The 21548-nt window shown below is 44.2% G+C and carries 17 protein-coding genes and 1 pseudogene; 13 read left to right on the top strand and 5 right to left on the bottom strand.

Annotated elements, in window-relative coordinates; all coding sequences use genetic code 11:
• Nucleotides 1-272 precede the first annotated feature (272 nt).
• Both NST25_RS24430 and NST25_RS24425 read right to left on the bottom strand, forming a co-directional pair.
• Nucleotides 273-1562, bottom strand: a complete 1290-nt coding sequence (locus NST25_RS24430) for a sensor histidine kinase (protein ID WP_076308784.1) — start codon at nucleotides 1560-1562, stop codon at nucleotides 273-275.
• On the bottom strand, nucleotides 1555-2292 hold the full coding sequence (locus tag NST25_RS24425; RefSeq protein WP_076130411.1) for a LytTR family DNA-binding domain-containing protein: 738 nt from the start codon (nucleotides 2290-2292) through the stop codon (nucleotides 1555-1557). Before NST25_RS24425 ends, NST25_RS24430 begins: the two co-directional genes overlap by 8 nt.
• A gap of 156 nt (nucleotides 2293-2448) precedes the next feature.
• Between NST25_RS24425 and NST25_RS24420 the strand changes: the two genes are divergently transcribed.
• The 5 genes and pseudogenes from NST25_RS24420 (at nucleotide 2449) to NST25_RS24400 (ending at nucleotide 7104) form a co-directional block, all read left to right on the top strand.
• Entirely contained in the window at nucleotides 2449-3390 is a 942-nt protein-coding gene (locus NST25_RS24420) for an ABC transporter ATP-binding protein (protein ID WP_339169432.1), read from the top strand.
• Nucleotides 3387-4169 (top strand): hypothetical protein, encoded by a 783-nt coding sequence (locus NST25_RS24415; RefSeq protein WP_076281186.1) that lies wholly within the window; start codon nucleotides 3387-3389, stop codon nucleotides 4167-4169. Before NST25_RS24420 ends, NST25_RS24415 begins: the two co-directional genes overlap by 4 nt.
• Before the next feature lie 215 nt (nucleotides 4170-4384).
• Nucleotides 4385-5183: pseudogene (locus NST25_RS24410) on the top strand (SDR family oxidoreductase).
• 428 nt (nucleotides 5184-5611) lie between these two features.
• The gene (locus NST25_RS24405; protein WP_340392668.1) at nucleotides 5612-5902 is read left to right on the top strand and encodes a hypothetical protein; all 291 of its coding nucleotides are present in this window, start codon (nucleotides 5612-5614) and stop codon (nucleotides 5900-5902) included.
• A gap of 539 nt (nucleotides 5903-6441) precedes the next feature.
• Nucleotides 6442-7104, top strand: coding sequence for a 4'-phosphopantetheinyl transferase superfamily protein (locus NST25_RS24400; RefSeq protein WP_340392666.1), 663 nt, complete (start codon nucleotides 6442-6444; stop codon nucleotides 7102-7104).
• A 279-nt stretch (nucleotides 7105-7383) separates the two neighbouring features.
• Here the strand turns inward: NST25_RS24400 and NST25_RS24395 are convergent, their stop codons facing one another.
• The 3 genes from NST25_RS24395 to NST25_RS24385 all read right to left on the bottom strand — a co-directional run bounded on the left by NST25_RS24395 (nucleotide 7384) and on the right by NST25_RS24385 (nucleotide 11116).
• Nucleotides 7384-8304: an aldo/keto reductase gene (locus NST25_RS24395; protein ID WP_038573011.1), complete on the bottom strand. Its 921-nt coding sequence runs from the start codon at nucleotides 8302-8304 to the stop codon at nucleotides 7384-7386.
• Between the two features lie 162 nt (nucleotides 8305-8466).
• Nucleotides 8467-9657: an enoyl-ACP reductase FabV gene (fabV, locus tag NST25_RS24390; RefSeq protein ID WP_340392664.1), complete on the bottom strand. Its 1191-nt coding sequence runs from the start codon at nucleotides 9655-9657 to the stop codon at nucleotides 8467-8469.
• A 523-nt stretch (nucleotides 9658-10180) separates the two neighbouring features.
• A complete protein-coding gene (locus tag NST25_RS24385; protein ID WP_076185518.1) occupies nucleotides 10181-11116 on the bottom strand; it encodes an aldo/keto reductase in 936 nt (311 codons plus the stop codon).
• Between the two features lie 182 nt (nucleotides 11117-11298).
• Here NST25_RS24385 and NST25_RS24380 point away from each other — a divergent pair, with 182 nt between their 5' ends.
• From NST25_RS24380 to NST25_RS24345, 8 genes are all read left to right on the top strand, one after another.
• On the top strand, nucleotides 11299-12273 hold the full coding sequence (locus NST25_RS24380; protein WP_076185517.1) for an ornithine cyclodeaminase family protein: 975 nt from the start codon (nucleotides 11299-11301) through the stop codon (nucleotides 12271-12273).
• Between the two features lie 14 nt (nucleotides 12274-12287).
• On the top strand, nucleotides 12288-13448 hold the full coding sequence (locus NST25_RS24375; protein WP_076278864.1) for a membrane dipeptidase: 1161 nt from the start codon (nucleotides 12288-12290) through the stop codon (nucleotides 13446-13448).
• A gap of 11 nt (nucleotides 13449-13459) precedes the next feature.
• Entirely contained in the window at nucleotides 13460-15586 is a 2127-nt protein-coding gene (locus NST25_RS24370) for a CocE/NonD family hydrolase (RefSeq protein WP_340392663.1), read from the top strand.
• 691 nt (nucleotides 15587-16277) lie between these two features.
• On the top strand, nucleotides 16278-17003 hold the full coding sequence (locus NST25_RS24365) for a BofC C-terminal domain-containing protein (RefSeq protein ID WP_076281190.1): 726 nt from the start codon (nucleotides 16278-16280) through the stop codon (nucleotides 17001-17003).
• 245 nt (nucleotides 17004-17248) lie between these two features.
• Nucleotides 17249-17752 (top strand): crossover junction endodeoxyribonuclease RuvC, encoded by a 504-nt coding sequence (gene ruvC, locus NST25_RS24360; protein ID WP_036677679.1) that lies wholly within the window; start codon nucleotides 17249-17251, stop codon nucleotides 17750-17752.
• A complete protein-coding gene (ruvA, locus tag NST25_RS24355) occupies nucleotides 17749-18366 on the top strand; it encodes a Holliday junction branch migration protein RuvA (RefSeq protein ID WP_036677675.1) in 618 nt (205 codons plus the stop codon). Before ruvC ends, ruvA begins: the two co-directional genes overlap by 4 nt.
• A gap of 36 nt (nucleotides 18367-18402) precedes the next feature.
• The gene (ruvB, locus tag NST25_RS24350) at nucleotides 18403-19410 is read left to right on the top strand and encodes a Holliday junction branch migration DNA helicase RuvB (RefSeq protein WP_036677672.1); all 1008 of its coding nucleotides are present in this window, start codon (nucleotides 18403-18405) and stop codon (nucleotides 19408-19410) included.
• A 32-nt stretch (nucleotides 19411-19442) separates the two neighbouring features.
• A complete protein-coding gene (locus tag NST25_RS24345) occupies nucleotides 19443-21542 on the top strand; it encodes a SpoIID/LytB domain-containing protein (protein WP_340392662.1) in 2100 nt (699 codons plus the stop codon).
• Nucleotides 21543-21548 lie beyond the last annotated feature (6 nt).

Here is a 21548-nt window from a genome sequence, read left to right as displayed (position 1 = left end):
TTTGTTAGGGGAGAGTTGGTTTTCTCGTAGTGCATTTCGTTCTCTTTCTAATGTCCAACTGTGGGAGTTTTGTATCCTTATGACTTTTTGTGAATGCGGAAAAAGCCGCGAAAAAGCTTCATTGTACAAGAATTTTTTTTGGCTTTTTAGATTTCTATTCTTAGACTTATATTTCGGTATCCTCACAATAATATGTTTACTCAAAATCGAGAGGAAAACTGTGGAGGTTCGATTTATCTTACTGTTAACTAAAAAAGAACACCCTATTGTACTTACGATAGGCTGTTCCTTTTTTTACAGGGGACCATAAAAAGAACAATTTCGACTTGAAATAGATTATTGTTATATGAAATATCTACTAAGCCATTACTATCCTCTACGACCTTCTGGATACTTTTTAAGCCTATACCATGACCGGATTTATTAGTTTTTGTGGAGCAGATGTCGCCAAAACGATTCGTATGAATTTCATTCACATAAGGATTCTGAATCCGGATGAACAAGCTTTCATTAAGATAATGCATATGTATGGTTATATAGCACTCTTCATTTCTTTTATCGCAACAAGCTTCAATGGCATTGTCCAGTGCATTTCCTAAAATCACACTGATAACTGTGGTGTCGAGCGTCAGTTGTGCAGGGATGTTCAAGTCTAACTTGAAGGGGATCTGATGCTTTTCAGCGACCTGCTGCTTGTAGTTGATAATGGAATCAATAATCGTATTCCCGCTATTGCTAACGCCTATTGGGTTGTCTATTTGCCCCAGTAAGTTGTCCAACTCATTTAGATTGGCAGCTTCACCGGATTGTACCTTTGCGCGTAAACCTATGAGAATATTTTTAATATCATGCTGGAACTTAAAAGATTCTTCCTGTATTTCTTTTGTCAAAAGATATTGATTTACATAGTAAGCATTTTGTTGCTCAAGTAAATAACTTTGGTTCTGTACAGATTGGATAACTAACATACGGTCGCATAAGATAAATATCAATAAATTTATAATGAGTAGTCCTGTGGACAGGATTGGAACAAGGGTAGGGAAGGACTGCATATAAAGGCTGGATGCGAAGCTGTAGATCCCTAGTGTGCTTATAGAAGGGCAAATAAATAATAGAACCCAATACCATTTAGATAACCCGCCATTTCCAAAGGCTTTAGCTACGCGCACGGATACAAAAGCTAATATAAACATCAGCAGCTTGGAAAGAAACTGGTTCAGAATATATCCCTTTGTCGAGTAAAATAGGGGCAGTGATAACTCACTAAGCGTAATAAGCGCAACCAGAAAAAGAGCGGCAACGATCCGCCATTTGATATTTCCATTGTAAAAAAAAGATAAGAGAGCAATCAGGCCAATATTGAGAGTGAGTAGGATTGAGCCTGGCAGTGAGCTATAGTGCAGAAAGACAATACAGAGGAAATATAGGGAGTACACGATAACAAGATTGGCTTTGGTGGTAAGTCGGCTAACGAAACAATGGCTGTAGAAGTAATGAATGATGATAGGTAAAAGTGGAAGCGTTACTAGATAAAATAACTCCTCCAGAAAGATATTATCCAACAAGACTCCCCCTGAATTTCAGATATTTTTTCTTAAAATCGGCACTGTATTTTGCACTAATGGGTAAGGCTTCACCATTTAGGAGAATTACTCCTTGGTTACTGATTTCTTTAATAAAGTAAAAGTTAACGATGTAGGATTGATGGATTCGGACAAAATCGCTCACAGGAAGCTTCTGCTCTTCCTCGTTTAGTGTACTGTAGTAGTCGAGTTGATCCTTGCAGGAATAAAGAATAATTCTCCGCCGGTTGCTTTCCAGATAGATGATATTTCGATAGGGGATTAGAATTTCTTTTCCTTTTTGCTGTAGTGATAAGAAGTTTTTTTTGCCTTGCTGGAGCTTGCGAATTACTTTTTCAATCGTAGAAATCAGTTTTTGCTTAAATATCTCTGAATCGATAGGTTTCTTGATAAATCCCGAGGGCTGAACATCGAAGAGTTGCAGATGATATTCATCATGACTAGAGACATAGATAAGCTGCACTAGATCATTTTCATCATTTCCCCGCAGTACATACCCAGCTTTTATTCCATCCATATCCGCCATTTCAATGTCCATAAAAATAATATCAAACGCGCAGGCCTCTTGAATGGCCTTAGTGAAGCTTTCTCCGGAATAAAAGATCGACACCTCTATTTTACTTGTGAAATTCCTTTGAGTCTCCAGAATAAGTCTCTCTATTAATTCAGTAGTGGGAAAGTCATCATCACAGACAGCAATACGTATCACTTTATCATTCCTTTCGCCAAGAATTGTCCAAAATATCCGGGAATTTGTCGACCATATAAGTCACATTATACAAATCCTTCTTAATAATTACATTAACTAACTTGATTGTTACAGTTTGAATGTAGAGTTCATGGCAACATGTTAGGATGTGGAAAAGTGAAAAGAGGAGTGTTTGATTTGACTCAAACGATCTTTGAGGCCAAAGGTTTAAGCAAACAATACGGAGAGTCTTTTGCGCTTCAGGATGTCTATATGACGATTGGGGTAGGAGATATTTATGGGTTTGTTGGCGAAAATGGGGCAGGTAAAACTACATTAATGAAAATAATAGGCGGATTGGTACATCCGACACATGGCGAAATCTCTCTTTTTGAAAAAAAGGACACAAAAGCTGTTCACGAGGCGAGGCGAAAGGTTGGATTTCTAATTGAAAGGCCAGCGCTTTATCCTAATCTAAATGCGAAGCAAAATCTTACGTTTTATTGCCGTGCGTTTGGGATTAAGGATAAGAGCAGAATTGCGGAAGTATTGCAGGCAGTTTCTCTGGCAGATGCCGGTTCTAAGCTAACCTCAGAATACTCCCTTGGGATGAAACAACGTTTAGGTCTGGCTATTGCTCTACTTAACGATCCCAAATTTCTGGTATTGGACGAGCCTATTAATGGTCTTGATCCGTCAGGCATTGTTGAAGTGCGAAAGATCCTGGAGAAGCTATCCAAAGAACAAGGAGTGACTATATTAATCTCCAGTCATATTTTAAGTGAGTTGCAGCTACTTGCGACCCAATACGGTTTTATTCATAAAGGAAGGTTAATCAAAGAAGCTTCTGCGGAGGAACTCTTACATACGGCGGAAACAAAAATCTGTATTCGAACGGCTGATCCCGCAGCGACACTTCAGATTTTAAAAAGTGAACTCCAACTAGAAACCATTACGATCAGCGAAGCTGGAGAAATTCAAATTCCTAAAGAGAGTACAAATCTAGAAGAGCTGATGTCTTTTTTTCTAAAGCGGGGCATCCATATTGAAGGGATTAACCTGTCGGCTCCAAATCTTGAGAACTATTATATGGATCTAATTGCTGGAGGTAACGAATGAGGAATTTTCTTAAGGCTGAAGCTTATTATGTAACCAAGGATCCCATGTTCAAGGGGATAAGTCTTCTTTTGCTGTTTGGAAGTGCCTTATTACTGGTTTGGATGGGGGTACAAGTAGGATTTGATATAGACAGTCCTTTAGAGCCTTTAATCACTAGCATTCAGTTATCTTTTTTTCTGTATTTTATCATCCCGATTTACGTTTGTTTTTTTGCTACCGAGGGATTTGAGTATGGGTCGGTTCAAACCATTATCGCTTCGGGTCAGAGCAGGTCATTATATTTACTGGGAAAATATCTGACCGAATTAAAAGTGGTATTATGGTGGGTAATTCAATTTTTTGGTCTTTTTTATGTATTGTATATGCTGGCAGCGCTTGTTACGGGTTCCCATATCGGAAATGAAAGCTTAGAGGGGAAGTTTATCGTTGCTATGGGGGCTATTGGATTCAATATTTTGTATCTCGCAGCTTATTCCGCTGTCGTGCTGTTGTTAGGAGTATTGATGAAAAAATCGGCTACCGCTGTTATTGCCACGTTTGTTTTTGTATTTGGCGATTTTCTGCTCAGTGGTTATCTGAAAGACTCTTCGTATGTATATCTGAGAGTGATTTCTGAAAATACGCTAACGACGCAAATTTTTAAATTCTCTGCTGTAAATTCACATGAAATATATACCCTAAACGAGGGTGTTCGTATGATCCTAATCCCTGTTGTAATCATAGGAGTTTGCTTGAGCGTTGCTTTAATTTCTTTTGAAAAGAGAGATGTGCATCTATAGAAAGGAAGGATGGATTATGAAAAAGGATAACAAAAGAACCACTATGATCTTAAGTATTTCGGTAGTAGTTATTATTTTTTGTGTTCTTTTTGTGAGTATACGAATATCTTGACGCTGTCTATCTAGTTTTACTAGAACGTGAGGATTGAATCGCTTCGTCATATCCTATGAATAGTGATTTGTGATAAATAATAGAGCATAGTTATTAAGGAGGGATTGATACGAAGCTTCATCTAGAAGGAAAAACAACATTAGTTACCGGATCCACCTCCGGCATCGGAAAAGCGATCGCAAAATCTCTGGTAAGGGAAGGTGCCGCTGTACTTGTAAATGGTCGTCATGCGGATAAAGTAAAACAAACTATAGAAGAAATACGCGCAGAGCATCCGGAAGCAGCGCTATATCCGGCTGTGGCCGATCTGGGAACCGAGGAAGGATGTAGCAATCTTATTGAGGAATACCCAATGGTCGATATTCTTATTAATAACCTAGGGGTTTTTGAACCCGCTGAATATTTTGATATTCCGGATGCGGAATGGTTTGAATTTTTCGAGGTTAATGTGATGAGTGGGGTCAGACTTAGCCGCCAATATCTGCAGCGCATGCTTGAAAAATGAGGGTAGAGTGATTTTCATAGCCAGTGAAGCAGCAATTATGCCTTCTCAGGAAATGGCACACTATAGTGCGACTAAGACAATGCAGCTGTCACTCTCCCGCAGTCTGGCTGAATTGACCAAAAGTACCAAGGTTACTGTGAATACCGTCATGCCGGGCTCTACACTAACTGAAGGTGTAGAAACTATTTTGAATACCTTGTATCCAGGGGGAAATCTGACGATTGAGGAAGCGGAGATCCGATTTATGAAGAAGAATCGTCCGACCTCCATTATTCTACGTTTGATCCGGCCAGAAGAAATCGCCGATTTAGTCGTCTTTTTAAGCAGTCCTTTATCATCGGCTATCAATGGTTCAGCCTTTCGGATTGACGGAGGATTAGTGCGAAGTGTATTCTAACTTTTAAATTAGGGAGTTATGAAACTGCTCTTGCTATAGTGCCAATGCATAAGGATCGCATAAAAAAAGCCACGACGTACGTTAATAACGTACGCCGTGGCTTTAGGTGTTGTGCGCCCGGTATGGGCGATAACTTGGCGGTGAGAGTCCGTTACAGGCTTGGTAGTAGGAATTGTTAGACAAAGGCAAGGGTGTCCGCCGCTAGGCGGAATCTGAAGGAAGCCGAAGGCAACCCTCGGTCTTACGAACAGAAATCACATAAAAGGCATCATGGGACGGACGAGCTTGCAACCCAAAGCAAAGTCCAATACTGCCAGAATCTCAGGATGTAAATGTGGCAGATAGATAAGGGAAAGGTTATCGCTCATACCCGGGGAGGGCCGAACAATCGTAAGTCTCGAGTACACACAGGAAGGAGAGTCGGCGCAATGAAAGCAGAATACCGAAAGGGTTGCCTGCAAAGGGATAGCGTGGAACGCGAAGAGTATGTGGGAGCGTGGAGTGTCGGTATTCGGGAACGTAGAGAAAGAGTCGGTGCAACGGACCTGCTCGAACAGATTCTGAACAGAAACAATCTGAACAAAGCCTACAAGCAGGTCAAAAGCAATCATGGAGCGCCTAGAATCGACGGAATGACCGTAGAAGAGGCACTGCCCTGGCTGAAGGAACATAAAGTACGAACTTCTGCAAAGTATCCGAGAAGGCCGGTACAAGCCTAGCCCGGTACGGCACAAACAAATTCCCAAGCCCGATGGAAACGGAGTCCGGAAGCCCGGTGCTGTCTCGTTCCATAAACGAAAAGCTCGCACAGGCCGAGTATTATGACTTCCCTGCACAGTACGAGCATTTACGTAAATTGCACTTATGCAGTTGAAAAGCCATATACTGAACAGTACGTACGGTAGTGTGAGAGGGCGGCTACCCTATTTATGGGTGGCCTCCTACTCGATCAAGCATGTGTCTATACTGATAGCTGAAAAAGTTTATATCATTTACATAGATTTTATAAGGGAGAATAATGAGCTGAAAAAAGGGGGCCGCCCTGATGTTTTGTCTGTATGCAATCCCATGATTAATTTTATTGATTGTGATATTATAGCAATTAGTGGGAAAAAGTAGGAATATATTATTTTGGATAGAAATGATAAAAAATATGGCTTTGCTGTTGTAATCATAATGCTGAGGAAACGGAGGAGGGGAGTTTATTAAACAAATTATTAAAGACGTAGAGATTTATGCTGTTAAATTACCTGTAAAAATGAACGATCAAATGGTTCTAAAACTTATCTCCACTCTCCCTGCTGAAAAACAAAAACGTATCAACCGTTTTGTGAGGAAAGAGGATGGAATACGGACGTTGGCGGCCGAGATCCTTTCTAGACTTTTAATCTGTCGCAGGCTGAGTATTAAGAACAGTGCAATTGAGCTGGAATATAATCATTACGGAAAGCCACTAATAAAAGGTAATATGAATCTGTATTTTAATAACTCCCATTCTGGTGAGTGGGTGGTCTCCGCAATTTCCGATACACCAGTGGGGACAGACGTGGAAAGGATAAGCGAAATAAATATTGGAATTGCTGAACGCTTTTTTTCACCGTGTGAATTTAACGATCTTATGCAAAAAGAAGGAGAAGATAGACTAAAATATTTTTTTGATTTATGGACCCTCAAAGAGAGTTATATCAAAGCTATAGGCATAGGGTTATCCCTACCTCTCTCATCCTTTACTATTAGTCTAAAAGGTGACAAGGTTTTAATTAATACACAAAATGAGTTGAATTGTTTCTTTTTTAGGCAGTACATCATAGATTCGGGTTATCGGCTGGCATTGTGTTCGGCGTATGATAGATTTCCAAATCAAGTTGAAATTGTAAACTTTAATGAAATAGCAGAAGTATTCTTGAATTATTACAATTAAAATAATTTATTAGAGCCGGAGAAGTTAAACCTGCTTCCATGGATTATTATCCCTCAAAGTTTTCTTCCGGCTCAATGGTCTTGTAAACATGTGTTGAGTTCTTTTCCTCTCATTATATTAATATACATTTAAATCTCATTAATCAAGTTTTTTCTCTTTTGTGAGTATACGAATATCTTGACGCTGTCTATCTAGTTTTACTAGAACGTGAGGATTGAATCGCTCTCTTGTAAAAAAGCCACGGCGTACGTTAATAACGTACCTCGTGGCTTTAGGTGTTTATGGAAGGACATTGCCGGCAGCACGGTAGATTTCATACCATTCTTGCCGAGTGAGAGTAATATCGGAAGCTTTGGCAATATCACGCAAGCGCTGCGTATTAGTTGTGCCAACGACAGGCTGCATATTTGCCGGATGTCTGAGAATCCATGCGATGGCAATCGCTGTATTGGTTACGTCTTTTTCAGCTGCTAAGCGGTTAATGACCTCGTTCAATTCAGGGAACTTATCGTTATCTAAGAATACGCCTTCAAAGAAGCCATATTGGAAAGGCGACCAAGGCTGAATGGTCATGTCATGCAGGCGACTGTACTCCAAAATCCCGCCATCATGAACAACTGAACCGGAGTTAGTCATATTCACATTGAAACCTGTATCAATCATGCCAGTGACCATAATGCTCAATTGCAGCTGGTTGAACAGCAGCGGTTGCTTTACATTTTTCTTAAGCAGCTCGATTTGCAACGGGTTCTGATTGCTGACACCAAAGTGTTTGACCATACCTTTGCTTTCCAGAATATCAAAAGCCTCAGCGACTTCTTCTGGCTCGAATAGCGTATCAGGACGGTGAAGCAGTAGGACGTCGATATAGTCTGTTTTCAAGCGCTTAAGGCTGCCTTCCACGGATTGCAGGATATGTTCCTTGGAGAAATCAAAAAAACCGTTGCGGATTCCGCATTTGGTTTGGATCATCATTTTATCACGCATACCCGGATTGTTCTCCAGTACACCTGCGAATACTTCCTCGGCTTTGCCAGCTGCGTAGATGTCGGCGTGGTCAAAAAAGTCTATTCCGAGCTCGAGGGCACTATGTACATGTGTATCTGCTTCTTTTGCAGATAAATCAGCAATCCGCATACAGCCAAGCGAAATTTGTGACACCTCAAGTGCGCCGTTTGCTACACTAATTTTTTTAACCAAAAGTGACTCACTCCTTCGAATGTTAGTAGAACATGCAGTATTCAATCAAACCATATCATAAAGAGGGGAGGTAAGCCAATGTCTATCTAAAAGAGAAAGAGGTTATCTCATCAGTAGAATTCACTACTTCAGAGATAACCTCATTTGTCTATAAATCAGTTATTAATACATATTTGGAATGTCGACATTAGGATCAATGTCAGCTTCGTAGTCTACACCCTCTGTTCTAAAACCAAACAGGTTAAAGAAATCTTGGCGGTAGCCTTCAAGATCAGCAAGCTCACCTGCATTGTTGGTTGTCAGCTCGTCCCAACGTTTCATAACCTCAGTCTGAACATCCTCACGCATTTCCCAATCATCAATTCGGATCAAGCAGCCTCCGTCAGCAGTAGCTTCGCCCCCACTGTAAAGATGCTCAGAGAATAAACGGTACATTTGTTCAATACAGTTCTCGTGCAGCCCTTTTTCCTTCATTACTTCATACAATGCAGAGATATAAAGAGGGACTACAGGAATCGCGGAGCTGGATTGGGTTACCAGAGCTTTGTTCACGGAAACAAAAGCACGTCCACCTTGAGTGGACAGGCGATCATTCAGTTGGATCGCTGTTTGTTCCAGATCATGTTTGGCTTGACCAATCGTTCCGTCGCGATAGATAGGGTGAGTGATTTCAGGCCCGATATAGGAGTAAGCAACGGTTGTAGCTCCATCGGCAAGCACGCCAGCTGCTTGAAGCTGATCGATCCACATTCTCCAGTCTTCGCCGCCCATAACTGCGATGGTCTGACGTACTTCCTCTTCTGAAGCAGGCTCAATAGTGGTCATGGAAACTTCACCTGTGTGGAAGTTCAAGGTTTTGTTCGAATAAGCGGTTCCCACCGGTTTAATGACGGAGGAGAAGGTTTCTCCTGTTACCGGATGAGTGCGGCGTGGTGAAGCGACACTATAGACAACTAAATCAACTGTGCCATATTCAGCTTTAATCAATTCAATGGTCTTCTCTTTGATAGCATCGGAGAAGGCATCGCCAACTATGCTGTGAGATTTAAGTCCAAGCTGCGCTGCTTGTTGTTCAAAAGCTGCGGAGTTGTACCAGCCAGCAGAAGCTGTACGTTGACCTTCAGCAGCTTTATCAAAGAAAACACCAATAGTGTTGGCGCCAGCACCGAAAGCGGCTGAAATTCTGGAAGCTAGTCCGTATCCGGTAGAAGCGCCAATGACTAGTACATTAGCAGGTCCCTCAATATTCTTTTGTGCTTTTACATATTCAATTTGTTGTTGTATTTGTTTGGCGCATCCCTCTGGATGGGCTGTTGTACATATAAATCCGCGAGTTTTAGGTTGAATAATCATCAAGGAATTCCCCTTTTTATAAAAATTAAAGTCCAATGTTACTTCAGAGAAAGTATAGCAAACAATATTTACTAATACAAAGAATTTAGGATATTGGAGAAGAATGATTGCTCTCCACTACGATCGACTGCCATCCGCTGCCGCTTACGGACCCAGATGACGTTATATGCAAATTTATCGCCTTTTCAGCAGGGTTTCGGACCCCAGAGACGTTATTGCTTAGAAAAAGGTTCATATTAGGTGTATTTTGTGCCAATAGAGGCTATGAGGTCCGTTGGAATTCCAAATGTGCAATAATGCTGCGTTACGGGTCAACTGTGTCCGATAGGGCATTGTGCGGGGAGCTGTGATAGGTCGATCGAACGAACGTACGAAGGAAATAAAACGAACGAATGACGAATCTTACGAATCATGGCAATCGAACTATCTAACCCGAATCATCCGATGAACCCAAGCAGAAAAGGGGCTGCCCCAGCAGCCATTTCGTGGCCATGGGACAACCCCTTAATCTAATGAGGCTAGATTACGCCTTAAATATGGAATCTATAGTTTTGATCTCTTCTGGTGTCAGCTGCACCTTCAGCGTCTCTAAGTTGGAAACGATCTGCTCAGGACGTTTGGCGCCCGGAATAAGCGCATCGATGGAAGGTACGGTCAAATACCAGGCAAGTACGACATGTGCGACTTCGACACCTTTAGCATTGGCAATCTGACGAACCTTGTCCACCTTCTCCAGATTCTTGGCAAAGGTCTCCCCTTGAAATAGCGGGTCATTTTTTCTAATGTCGCTGAATGTATCGCCTTGCTTATATTTGCCGCCCAGCAGGCCCGACGCAAGTGGGAAATAGGGCACGAAAGAAATGCCATGCTCCTGCGTATAAGGCAGCAAATCTTGTTCCGCATCACGATGCAGCAGATTGTAGTGGGATTGAAGAACATCCACATGACCATCTTTGTTGGCTTCTTTCAGCTGATCAATGGAGAAGTTAGACACCCCGATGGCTCTAATCTTCCCTTCATCTTTCAGCTTCTTAAGTTCACCTACAGCTTCGTCCTTAGGTGTGCTTTCATCAGGGAAATGAATATAGTAAAGATCAATATAATCGGTCTGGAGGCGTTTCAAGCTGTCTTCTACTGACTGTCTTAGAAAAGCTGGAGAGTTGTCGAGTGTAATCTTGTCACCGGTAATCACGTGAGCGCCTTTAGTAGCAATGACCACATTGTCGCGGCCGCCTCTTTCCTTCAGCACTTCGCCAATCAGTTCCTCGGATCTTCCTGGTCCATAAATAAAGGCGGAATCAATAAAATTAATCCCATGATCCAGAGCGCTGCGCACAATATTTCTGCCGGTTTCATCATTTAAACCCGGAAATAAATTATGCCCGCCAACAGCATTGGCACCCAGACCCAGCGGGAGAACCTGCAGATTGGTTTTTCCTAAAGTTATTTTATTAGCCATAATCAATAGTCAGCTCCTTAAAATATAATACGTACTATATTAAGTATAGAGAATAACTCGGGTCAGGACAAATTTTGCCTTCCAGCTTTATACATGAATATTTAAACCGGATAAGTTATGATAGTAAGAAAATTTTATATTCGCGTTCGTGCAATCATGATGAGGAGAAGGAGGTCCGTCTTATGCTAGTCATTAATCAAAATGAAGTGGCCGAACTGTTAGCTATGGAATCTTGCATCTCCGTTATGGAATCTGTTTTGAAGGCTCTGTCCGCTGGACAAGCCGTACAAAGCTTAAGACAAGTGCTTCCTTTACAAAAGAGCAATCTGCTCGGTTTAATGCCGGGTTATTTGCAGCATGAAGAGGTAGCTGGTGCCAAAATCATCAGTGTATTTCCCAGCAATCATGGTTCAGGCCTGCCTTCTCATCAAGGTCTTGTTACCCTATTCGATTCATCTACGGGTGTTCTGAAAGCTATAGTGGATGGACAAAAGATTACAGCCATTCGTACGGCGGCAGTCAGTGCAGCAGCAACCCGATATCTGGCCAGAGAGGATGCCGAAATCCTTGCTCTTCTTGGAACTGGGGAACAAGCAAAAAGTCATCTGGAAGCGATGTTGCGGGTTCGACCCATCCGTGAGGTAAAAGTATGGAGCAGGACACTCGCAAAGGCACAGGATTTTCAAATGGAGATGAGCCAAAAATATGATGTGCAGATCATTGTTGCCGAGACAGTTCAAGCGGCAGTCAGCGCAGCGGATATCATTTGTACCGTGACAGCATCCACCGAACCTGTGCTCAAGGGAGAATGGCTGAAACCGGGTGTACATATCAATGCTGTCGGCGCATGCAGACCAAATGACCGTGAGCTGGATTCGGAGACCGTCCAATTAGCTAAGTTATATGTAGATCGGCTGGAATCCGCTCAGAATGAATCTGGTGATTATTTAATCCCGCTGAACGAAGGCAAAATTACAGCAGATCATATTGTCGGGGAGATTGGTGAGCTGATCAGTGGCACTATCGAGGGCAGAAGGTCCGCAGCTGACATTACTCTTTTTAAAGGATTAGGGCTGGCCATTGAGGATTTAGCAGCAGCTAATTTTATATATAATGAAGCTGTTAGATTACATAAAGGCACTGAAATTGCATTCTAAGGAGCGACTACACGATGAGCACTTATGAAGGTCTGTATGATTTCAAGTTGACGGAGCAAGAGGAGGAGCGGGCTAAACGCTTGCATGAACAGAACATTATTATCGATCTGCTGTTTCAAGGCCCCTTATCTCCAAGCGCGATTCCAGACTCTATCTCTGACAGAATCAAAGAATTATGTGAGCCTTATAAAGATGAGCCAATGGTATACAGCAGTATGCCTGCAAAAATCATCACAAAGCTATCTGCGAGCGGAGAGATCCCTGAGTATAAGGAAGAGTGGTACAAGTCCGGAATTACAGCAGGGAACCGCGAACTTCATTTGGAATCCTTAGACAGCATCATTACAAGCATGGCAGAGGTGCAACTGCAATTCGATTCTGCAGATTGGTTAATCAAAGCCTTAACTGCCGAAGACATACGTGCTGCCAAGCGTAATGGTTATAAAGCGGGCATTATCACAGCACAAGAAACGGATGGTCTGGGCACGAATCTCGATCAATTAGATGTACTTTATAACTTCGGATTAAGAATTATACAATTGACCTACAACAATCAGAACCAGATTGGGGCGGGCTGCGCAGAACAATCGAACGCCGGGGTCACTAATTTTGGGAAAAGATTCATTGCACGCTTGAACAAGCTGGGGATCATTGTAGATACGGGGCATTGCGGGAAACAGACTACGTTAGATGCCTGCGCTTATTCCACAACTCCGGTGATTGCTTCACATACGGGTGTAGAGGCGATCTATCCGCATATGCGCTGTAAAAGTGATGAGGAGATTATCGCGATAGCCAAGACGGGTGGAGTTATTGGTATTTTTGCTATGCCTTGGTTTGTTCATGAAGATCCTAAACATACAACTATTGACCATGTGCTGGATCATATCGAATATGTAATCCGGCTTGTAGGCGTGGATCATGTCGGAATTGGAACGGATTGGCCGATGAGCGATGTGCTCTGGTCATTGGTTTATTTTAAAGAACATATCGCACCCAAGCTTGGATTCGCCAAAGGAGACGGACCTTCTACAGAAACCGTTGCTGGACTTGAGAAATATAGTTATTTTATTAACTTTACTAGAGGTTTGGTTGCCCGCGGTTATGCGGATGCAGATATTGCTAAGATCATGGGCGGCAACTGGCTGCGCGTATTTGAAGAAATTTGCGGATAGGGGATAAACAGATGACAACCTACTTACACACATCTACATTTAACGTCTACTTTTCTGGTGTTTATACAGGCAAAATTCATTTTACAGAGCAACAGATCATGCTAGCTAAGGTCGATCCGCGCAGAAGAACGCAAATGCAGGACAATGTGCTGGATGGACAGTTCAAGACCGTACTCCCGCTTCAAAAAATCCATAAACATTTGGATGCTTATGCTAATGCAGAATGGGCAGAAGACGAGGTAGTGCTGAGTAATGGCGATATCTATCAAAAGCATATCCAGTATCAGGCGCAGATTGAAGGCCGCGAACTGACCTCACAAGTATGGGCGCTGCGCAAAGAGACGGCTCTGGACATTGTGACTTTGGACGGGGAAATTATCGCTTTTTTAACGCCGAATCGGTATGGTATTGAGCTTATGGTTAAAGCAGGTTATGAGAAGCTGACTCCGTTAGTGGTCTACGACGATCCTCTTCTATCTAAGGCAGAATATGGTGTGAACGATTTGGGTACTGATCTGATTCCGATGCGCGATGGGGTGAAGTTGGCGACAGATGTTTTTTTACCAGAGGGCATTAAGCCGGGAACTAAGCTGCCGACAATTCTCGTAAGAACATGTTATGACCGCAACGGAAAAAAAGAGATTTTTATGAGATGGGCCAATAAAGGTTATGCAGTAGTATCGCAGGATGTTAGAGGTCGGGCGGATTCGGAAGGCGAACTGATTCCTTTTTATAATGAACGGGATGACGGTTATGATACGATTGACTGGATTATTGCTCAGGACTGGTCGGATGGCAACGTCGGCATGTGGGGCGCATCCTATCTAGGTTTTGTTGTTGTGGCGGCGGCCACCAGTGGGCACCCGAATCTGAAGGCGGTTGTGGATGAAGTGAACGTGGGCTCTCCATTTGTTGATACCGTTCGCAAAGGGGGAACCCTTTGTTCTTGGCCATTGCTCTCTTGGACTCTTGCTCAATCTGTGGGTACTCGGACGGATTTTGATATCTTTGGAGGCATTACGGTGAATCCGGAAGCAGCCGTTGATGCAAGACCGATTAAAGAGATCCCTCAGCAAATGATTGGTAAAACATCAGGTCCATGGGATCTGTGGAGCCAGCATCCGGAGTATGATGATTTCTGGAAAAACTGTACTTTTACCGAGCGCGGTGATCAGGTGCAGGTGCCTATGTATGTTATCTCAGGTTGGTATGACGGCGACAGCGCCGGCGTATCGGAAACATGGAGAATGTTGACAGAACATGATGTGCCAAATCGAAAAATCCGTCTGGGCGCTTGGGAGCACGGGCCGAACAGAGCTAGAGACTACGAAGGCGTGAGCTTCGGCAATGATGCCGTAGTCTATGATTACGATGTTTCTGTGCTGCGCTGGTTCGACCGCTTCCTCAAAGGCATTCCAAATGGAATAGATCAGGAGCCTAGAGCCTCTTATTATGTTGTTGGTGAAAATCAGTGGAGAACGTCCGCAGATTGGACACCTGCTGAAGCCACAACTTCTTCCTTCTACCTTTCCAGCGGCGGGCGGGCGAATTCAGGACATGGGGATGGGCAACTGCTTGCAGCGCCTGAGGAACATTCTCCTGAAGATACTTATATCTATAATCCTCATGATCCTATGAATGATAGCGGTGAACGAGAGCCTGAGAATTTGCGAAAATACGAGCTGCGCAATGATATCCTTGTCTACACTAGTGATATTCTGACGGATGAGCTGACTGTGGCCGGAGAATTGTCTGCGGTTATCTATGCTGCCAGCACTGGCAAAGATACGGATTGGGTTGTTACGCTTAGTGACGTGAATGAACAAGGGGACTCTATCCGGTTATCCAATTATATTGTCAGAGCTAAATACCGTCATGGATTGGAAGCGCCTGAGCTGCTGATTCCTGGGCAGGTGGAGAAATATGATATTTTCATGCCGAATATTGCCCATAGATTTGCTGTGGGACACCGAATTCGGTTCTCGATTACTTCGTCCAGTAAATTCGTTGCTTTCCCTAATACAAATACAGGCAGTAATCCGTATGAAGATTCAGAAGCGATTACTGTGCTGCAGACTGTTTACCATAATCGTGAGTATCCGAGCCATGTGAAGCTGCCGGTGGTTCCTAACGCTTAAATGTGACTTTAATACGAAGAAGGGGCTGAACAAAGGTAAAGGGAATTAACACTTGAAGCTGAAGCTGCATTTGATGACAAATGATGCTTCAAGTGACGTACCGAGAGAGTACTGAGTGAACACCGAGTGAACACCGAGTGAGGCCTAGGTGAAACAAAAAGTGAAGAATGAGCTTATGCTTCAATTGAAGCGAAAAGTAAAACTCTTATAGAGCGATTAGGGAATTTCTCCCTGAAATTCTTAGGATTCTGGTCGTCAGGCATATAATTGAGGAAAAACTCCCTAATTTTATATCTGATTCCCCGGAAATAAGGAAAACAGCCTATTTATTAGGGAGGAATTCCCTGGTTTCGTTCATTTAGAGCAAATTTCTCCTACTTTCAGGGAGTTTTTCCCTAATTAGTTTTAGATCCACTCCGCACAACGCGCAAACGCAGAACACATACTCCCAGCACCAGAACGCATTCCCCAGCACGCAAACGCAGAACGCCTACATCGCCACCATCCCAAACGCCCAATCCAATGGCATAGCACACTAAGAACTAATAGTCTATTGGTTATACCATAAATCTTGAACTATACTGCAAGGTCAACCTTGTATTTTTGGAGAAATGTCGATTATTCACAGAAAAGCGCATAAATGCTCCCTTCTTAGGTCACAATAGGGAAAAACCAGAATGAAGGGATTAAAGTGAACGCGTTTCGCTTAAAAAAACAACTTTGGCGGCGATGGAGACGTTGGAAAAAGGCGCTTTGGGTAGGAGCTGCTTGTATAGCTTTTGCTGTACTGGCTTGGCGCAGTATGCAGGTACCTGAGGAAATCAGTGGTCTGCTGACGAATTCTAGCTGGGCGGATAGTGCCGATAGTGAGCTGGCCGCAGCTGTCTTTAAAGTAGGCGAGGACAGTGATGAGGCAAAAGAGAAGGGCACTTTAAATAATGAACAACTGCTGCAAACCATCACCCAAAGTGGGCTCAGCAGAACCGTTCATTTAAAAACAACCTATGTGTCCGGAGAAGAGATTCAGACGTTGCCGGGCGTAAAGAACCCGCTTCAGCTGAAGACTATAATCAATGAACACCCTGAATGGAGCGGTTGGATTAGTTCAGAAGGGGATTTGTGGCTGGAACAAAAAGTGAATGATTTATCGACAATGATAAAAAATGAAGCTTACATTGGTGTAGATGCGTTTGGGAATTTGACCTTGTTTAAAGGTCCGCCAGTTCAGGAGAAGGTACTGAAGACTTTTTTTCAAATGGATATGGGTTCCCTGAAATCCTCATTGCCGGAAAATATTTGGAAAGAGCTTCATGAGGGGATTCGTGTTCAGGATATTGAAGAGTACAACAGTGTGCTGTCTACCTTCAGTGATTATGCCCGCGAAGCTGCTGAGCATGTCATGCAGAACAAGCAATAGCTTTGATAAAGCTGTCCTAAAGTCATTATTAATGGCTGAGGGCAGCTTTTTTGTGTGAAATGAAACGGGGAAGAGTCTTAGCTGTAGGCCTAAAGTTGCCATTTCGCTGCAAACAGTAAACTTTTTTTCTCCCGCAAGGGCGATTTTTGCTATAATGGTTAGAAGGAATACATATGTTCGCTTCATGGCGGAGGAATGGATGAAAACGGTGGAATAATCTGCCTGTTATAGAGGAGAGATCGTGTTTGCGTATTTTGGGAATTGATCCGGGGCTGGCGATCGTCGGCTTTGGCTTTGTGGATAAGGAAGGACATAAACTGACCCCCGTCCAATATGGTTGTATTCAGACTGAGGCTCATACGCCTGAAGAAGAACGACTGCTGCATGTCTATGAAGGCATGGGTCAGCTCATTGATAAATATAAACCCGATGCTGTGGCGATAGAAAAGCTGTTTTTCGCTCGCAACGTTACTACAGCATTGCCAGTGGCGCAGGCCCGCGGTGTGACTATATTAGCTGCAGTACAGCGGGGTCTCCCCGTCTCGGAATATACACCTATGATGGTAAAGCAGGCTGTTGTGGGTTATGGTAAGGCTGAGAAACGGCAGGTCCAGGAAATGGTGAAGCTGCTGCTGAAGCTATCGGCGATTCCGAAACCCGATGATGTGGCGGATGCGCTGGCGGTAGCGGTATGCCATGCCCATTCGAGCAGTCTTAATTCTAAATTAAATGAGGTATTGCGAAAATGATAGATTTCTTAAGAGGACCCGTTGTTCATTTGGAGTCGGAATATGTGGTGCTGGATGTGCAGGGAGTAGGATACCGGGTATTCTGCCCGAATCCTTATGCTTTTGCTAAAGTAGAAGGACCTGTAACGATCTATATTCATTACCAAACACGTGAGGACGCTACGCTATTATTTGGGTTCCCGACTCGTGAGGAACAAAAATTGTTCCGCAAGCTGATAGAGGTATCTGGCATCGGTCCTAGGGTTGCGCTTGGAATCCTGACAGGTGGAACACCGGATCAGTTGATTTCAGCGATTTATCAAGAGAATATAACGTTCTTAACGAAATTACCGGGCATTGGCAAAAAGACGGCACAGCGTATGATCCTTGATTTGAAGGACAAGCTGGACGGACTCAGTATGGCTTCAATGCAAACGGGATTGTTTGCAGTGCCAACGGAAGAAGCAACGGATGGATTGGCCTGGCAAGAGGCGCGGGATGCGCTTAAGGGGCTGGGTTATACCGAAAGCGAATTGGACCGCGTGTGGCTCGCGTTGAAGAAAGAGGGAGCAGAGACAGGCACTGTAGATGTGCTGATGAAGAAAGCACTAGGGCTGCTATATATAGCTAAGTAAAGCCGTACACATCCTAAAGAAAGGGAGCGATAGGAAATGGATGACCGGATTATATCCGCGAATTTGATGATGGATGAGCAGGCGGTAGAACTAAGCTTGCGTCCTCGTTATCTGGGAGAATATATCGGCCAGACTCAGGTGAAAGAAAACCTGAAGGTATATATAGAAGCGGCCAAAATGAGAAGCGAAGCGCTGGATCATGTACTGCTGTACGGACCTCCGGGTCTGGGCAAAACAACGCTCGCTAATATTATCGCCAATGAGCTGGGTGTGAACCTGCGAACAACTTCCGGCCCTGCGATAGAGCGTCCAGGCGATCTTGCCGCTCTGCTGACGAATCTGCAGGAAGGCGACGTGCTTTTCATCGATGAGATTCACCGTTTACACCGCACGGTTGAGGAGGTTATGTATCCTGCGATGGAGGATTTCGCGCTGGATATCATGATCGGCAAAGGGCCAAGTGCCCGTTCGGTACGATTGGATTTGCCGCCGTTCACACTGATAGGTGCCACAACCCGGGCAGGACTACTGTCTGCACCACTGCGTGATCGTTTCGGAGTGGTCAGTCGCCTGGAATTCTATAACATAGATGAGCTGAGTTACATTGTTTCTCGAAATGCGGATCTTTTAGGCATTGAGATTGTTGGCGATGCAGCAGAAGAGATCGCGCTTCGTTCGCGGGGCACGCCGCGGATTGCTAACCGCTTATTGAAGCGGGTCCGTGATTTTGCTCAAGTGCGCGGAGATGGAATTATAACTCCTGAAATTTCTGGGGAAGCATTGAAGATGCTTCAGGTGGACCCACGTGGGCTGGACAGTATTGACCACAAGATGTTAAGTGCTATGATTTCAAGCTTTCGCGGCGGTCCTGTAGGACTGGATACGATTGCAGCTACGATTGGTGAGGAAAGTCAGACGATTGAGGACGTATATGAGCCGTACCTGCTGCAGATAGGTTTCTTGCAGCGGAGTCCGCGTGGAAGAATTGTAACCCCGGCCGCTTATCATCATTTAGGGCTTCCGCTCCCTCCGGAGCAGCACTAGTTCGTCACTACAATTATAAAGGAGGATGCTGGATGAAGCATACGAAGAGGAAATGGAGAGGGGTCGCCCCGCTAAGCAAAGGATTGCTTGCGGCTGCGCTTGCTGTAGGAAGTTTCCTGATCCCTGCGGGTGCCAGTCATGCCGATTCTAATAGCACGATACGAGTTGCTCTTTATGCTGATATTGGAAGTAAATATAAATCCACTGTGCCAGCAGTAACACTGCTATCAACGCAAAGCTTTACTTTGCTGTCGGATCAAGCAGGAAGTGCTCCTTTGGTGTCTGTCCCAGCACAGAAGCAAATTCGTGTAAGTCTGGACGGATATAGAGTTAAGGTGATGGAGGTTTCAAGCTGGCAGACAGCAGCGGATGCAGCTAAAAAGCTCCAATCCACCTCCGATAAACCGCAGATTTTTGCAATCTCCAGAAATGGAGCGACTGTGTATCAGTTGTACACGGGCGTCTATGCTAGTGAAGCAGCTGCCAAGGATGGGCTTACCCGTGTAGTCAAAGCAGGGTTGAGCATTCCTGCTGACCAAACCCCAGCAGTGAAAGGTAATAAACATTTATCAGCTGGCCGCTATTCTTCGGAGCAGGAAGCAGATGTGGCGCTTAATAGCCTCACCGCAGCTGGTTTGGATGCTTGGAAGGTGTTTCTGACAGGAAACGATGGCAGTGCACAAGTAGAGGTATGGGTAGGCGAAGCTGCCAACGATAGTGATTTAACAGCTGTTCAGGCCGCTGTGTCTACGGCGGCACCACAATTTACGGTTTCGGTGGCGACCTCGCCTGGATTAATACTGCGTAAGGATGCCGGACTGGATTTTAGCAGTGAAACTCAAGCCGATCATTATCTGGTTTCTGGAAGCAATGCTAAATTTCTTGCTGCAGGCAGCGAGGCTGGGATTCAGTTAGTGGAAAGATCCAAGCGTACATATCGCGGAAATTTGGAACTGAGCAATTTGAGCGGATCGCTGGCTGTAATTAATGTAGTGCCGCTGGAGCAATATTTGTATGCCGTAGTTGGAGGAGAGGTTTCCTCCAGCTGGCCAGAAGAAGCGCTAAAAGCTCAGGCTGTCGCCGCCCGCAGCTATGCGCTGTCCCAAGGCAACCGTTTTGATGTAGCGAATGTAGTAGATACCACTCTTAGTCAGGTATATAACGGAATCGGGTCTGAAGCTCCCTCCATTATCAAAGCTGTAGATACTACTGCTGGTGAAGTGCTGATGGGTGGTGGTAAAGTTGTTGAGGCTGTATTTTCTTCCAATAGTGGAGGTATGACAGCTGACCCTTCAGAGGTTTGGGCGAATGGTGGCGATGTATTTGCTAGTGTTCCAAGCGTTGAAGATGTTTCGGCTGCTGCTGCTAAGAAGTGGTATTATGTTCTGCTTGCGAATGGTACCTCTGGTTATGCACGTGAAGATAATATTAAATTGACGGGCAGCAAAACCGCTGCCGGACTCGATATAGTTACCGCTACAACCAAAGATGTGAATATACGTCCTCTGCCAGTTATTGAGAGCAGTGTTAGTGCAGTCGGAAAGCTGAATCCGGGTGAGAACGCTGTGGCTCTGGATAAAGTATATGAGTCTGGCAGCTATAGCTGGATCAAAGGGCCGTATACCTCTGCTGAACTTCTAAAAAGCCTGCAGGGTAAAACAACAAGCACGCTCCCTTCCAGCATCTCTAACCTGCAGGTCACCCAGCGCGGTCCTTCTGGAAGAGCGATTCAGGTGAAAGCTAATGGTCAGGCTCTGAATGTGAAATATCCTGATATGTTCCGCTCCGCGTTTAATGGATTACCTAGTACATTGTTTGATATTGTGGCACCCGGAAGTTATACTGTATTAGGCGCTGACGGCGCTACCGCCACAATTAGCAGCTCGCAGAGTGCTGGCGTGCTTTCCGCATCGGGGAAGGTTAATGTGAATGGCAGTGGAACTGTAGTGATGGGCGGAGATTCTGCGGCCAGAGTGATCACTAACAGCTCGGGCTTTCTGTTCATTGGACAAGGCAACGGCCATGGTCTAGGCATGTCGCAGTGGGGCGTGAAAGGCATGGCGGACAGCGGGTATGATTACAAGCAAATATTGCAACACTATTATAAGAACGTTACTATAGTTAAGGAATGAAGACAG

This window comes from Paenibacillus sp. FSL E2-0190, assembly GCF_037992965.1.
GTDB classification, from domain to species: domain Bacteria; phylum Bacillota; class Bacilli; order Paenibacillales; family Paenibacillaceae; genus Paenibacillus_AQ; species Paenibacillus_AQ odorifer.
Note: the sequence above shows the minus strand (reverse complement) of the source record. Positions and strands in the feature narration are given on the sequence as shown.

Bases quoted from the DNA above. Each gene is read 5' to 3' on its own strand.
- NST25_RS24380 (WP_076185517.1), top strand. From the start codon at position 11,299: ATGCTAGTCATTAATCAAAATGAAGTGGCCGAACTGTTAGCTATGGAA.
- ruvB (WP_036677672.1), top strand. From the start codon at position 18,403: ATGGATGACCGGATTATATCCGCGAATTTGATGATGGATGAGCAGGCG.
- NST25_RS24385 (WP_076185518.1), bottom strand. From the start codon at position 11,116: ATGGCTAATAAAATAACTTTAGGAAAAACCAATCTGCAGGTTCTCCCG.
- NST25_RS24405 (WP_340392668.1), top strand. From the start codon at position 5,612: ATGAAAGCAGAATACCGAAAGGGTTGCCTGCAAAGGGATAGCGTGGAA.
- NST25_RS24400 (WP_340392666.1), top strand. From the start codon at position 6,442: ATGAACGATCAAATGGTTCTAAAACTTATCTCCACTCTCCCTGCTGAA.
- NST25_RS24415 (WP_076281186.1), top strand. From the start codon at position 3,387: ATGAGGAATTTTCTTAAGGCTGAAGCTTATTATGTAACCAAGGATCCC.
- NST25_RS24375 (WP_076278864.1), top strand. From the start codon at position 12,288: ATGAGCACTTATGAAGGTCTGTATGATTTCAAGTTGACGGAGCAAGAG.
- fabV (WP_340392664.1), bottom strand. From the start codon at position 9,657: ATGATTATTCAACCTAAAACTCGCGGATTTATATGTACAACAGCCCAT.
- ruvA (WP_036677675.1), top strand. From the start codon at position 17,749: ATGATAGATTTCTTAAGAGGACCCGTTGTTCATTTGGAGTCGGAATAT.
- NST25_RS24370 (WP_340392663.1), top strand. From the start codon at position 13,460: ATGACAACCTACTTACACACATCTACATTTAACGTCTACTTTTCTGGT.
- NST25_RS24345 (WP_340392662.1), top strand. From the start codon at position 19,443: ATGAAGCATACGAAGAGGAAATGGAGAGGGGTCGCCCCGCTAAGCAAA.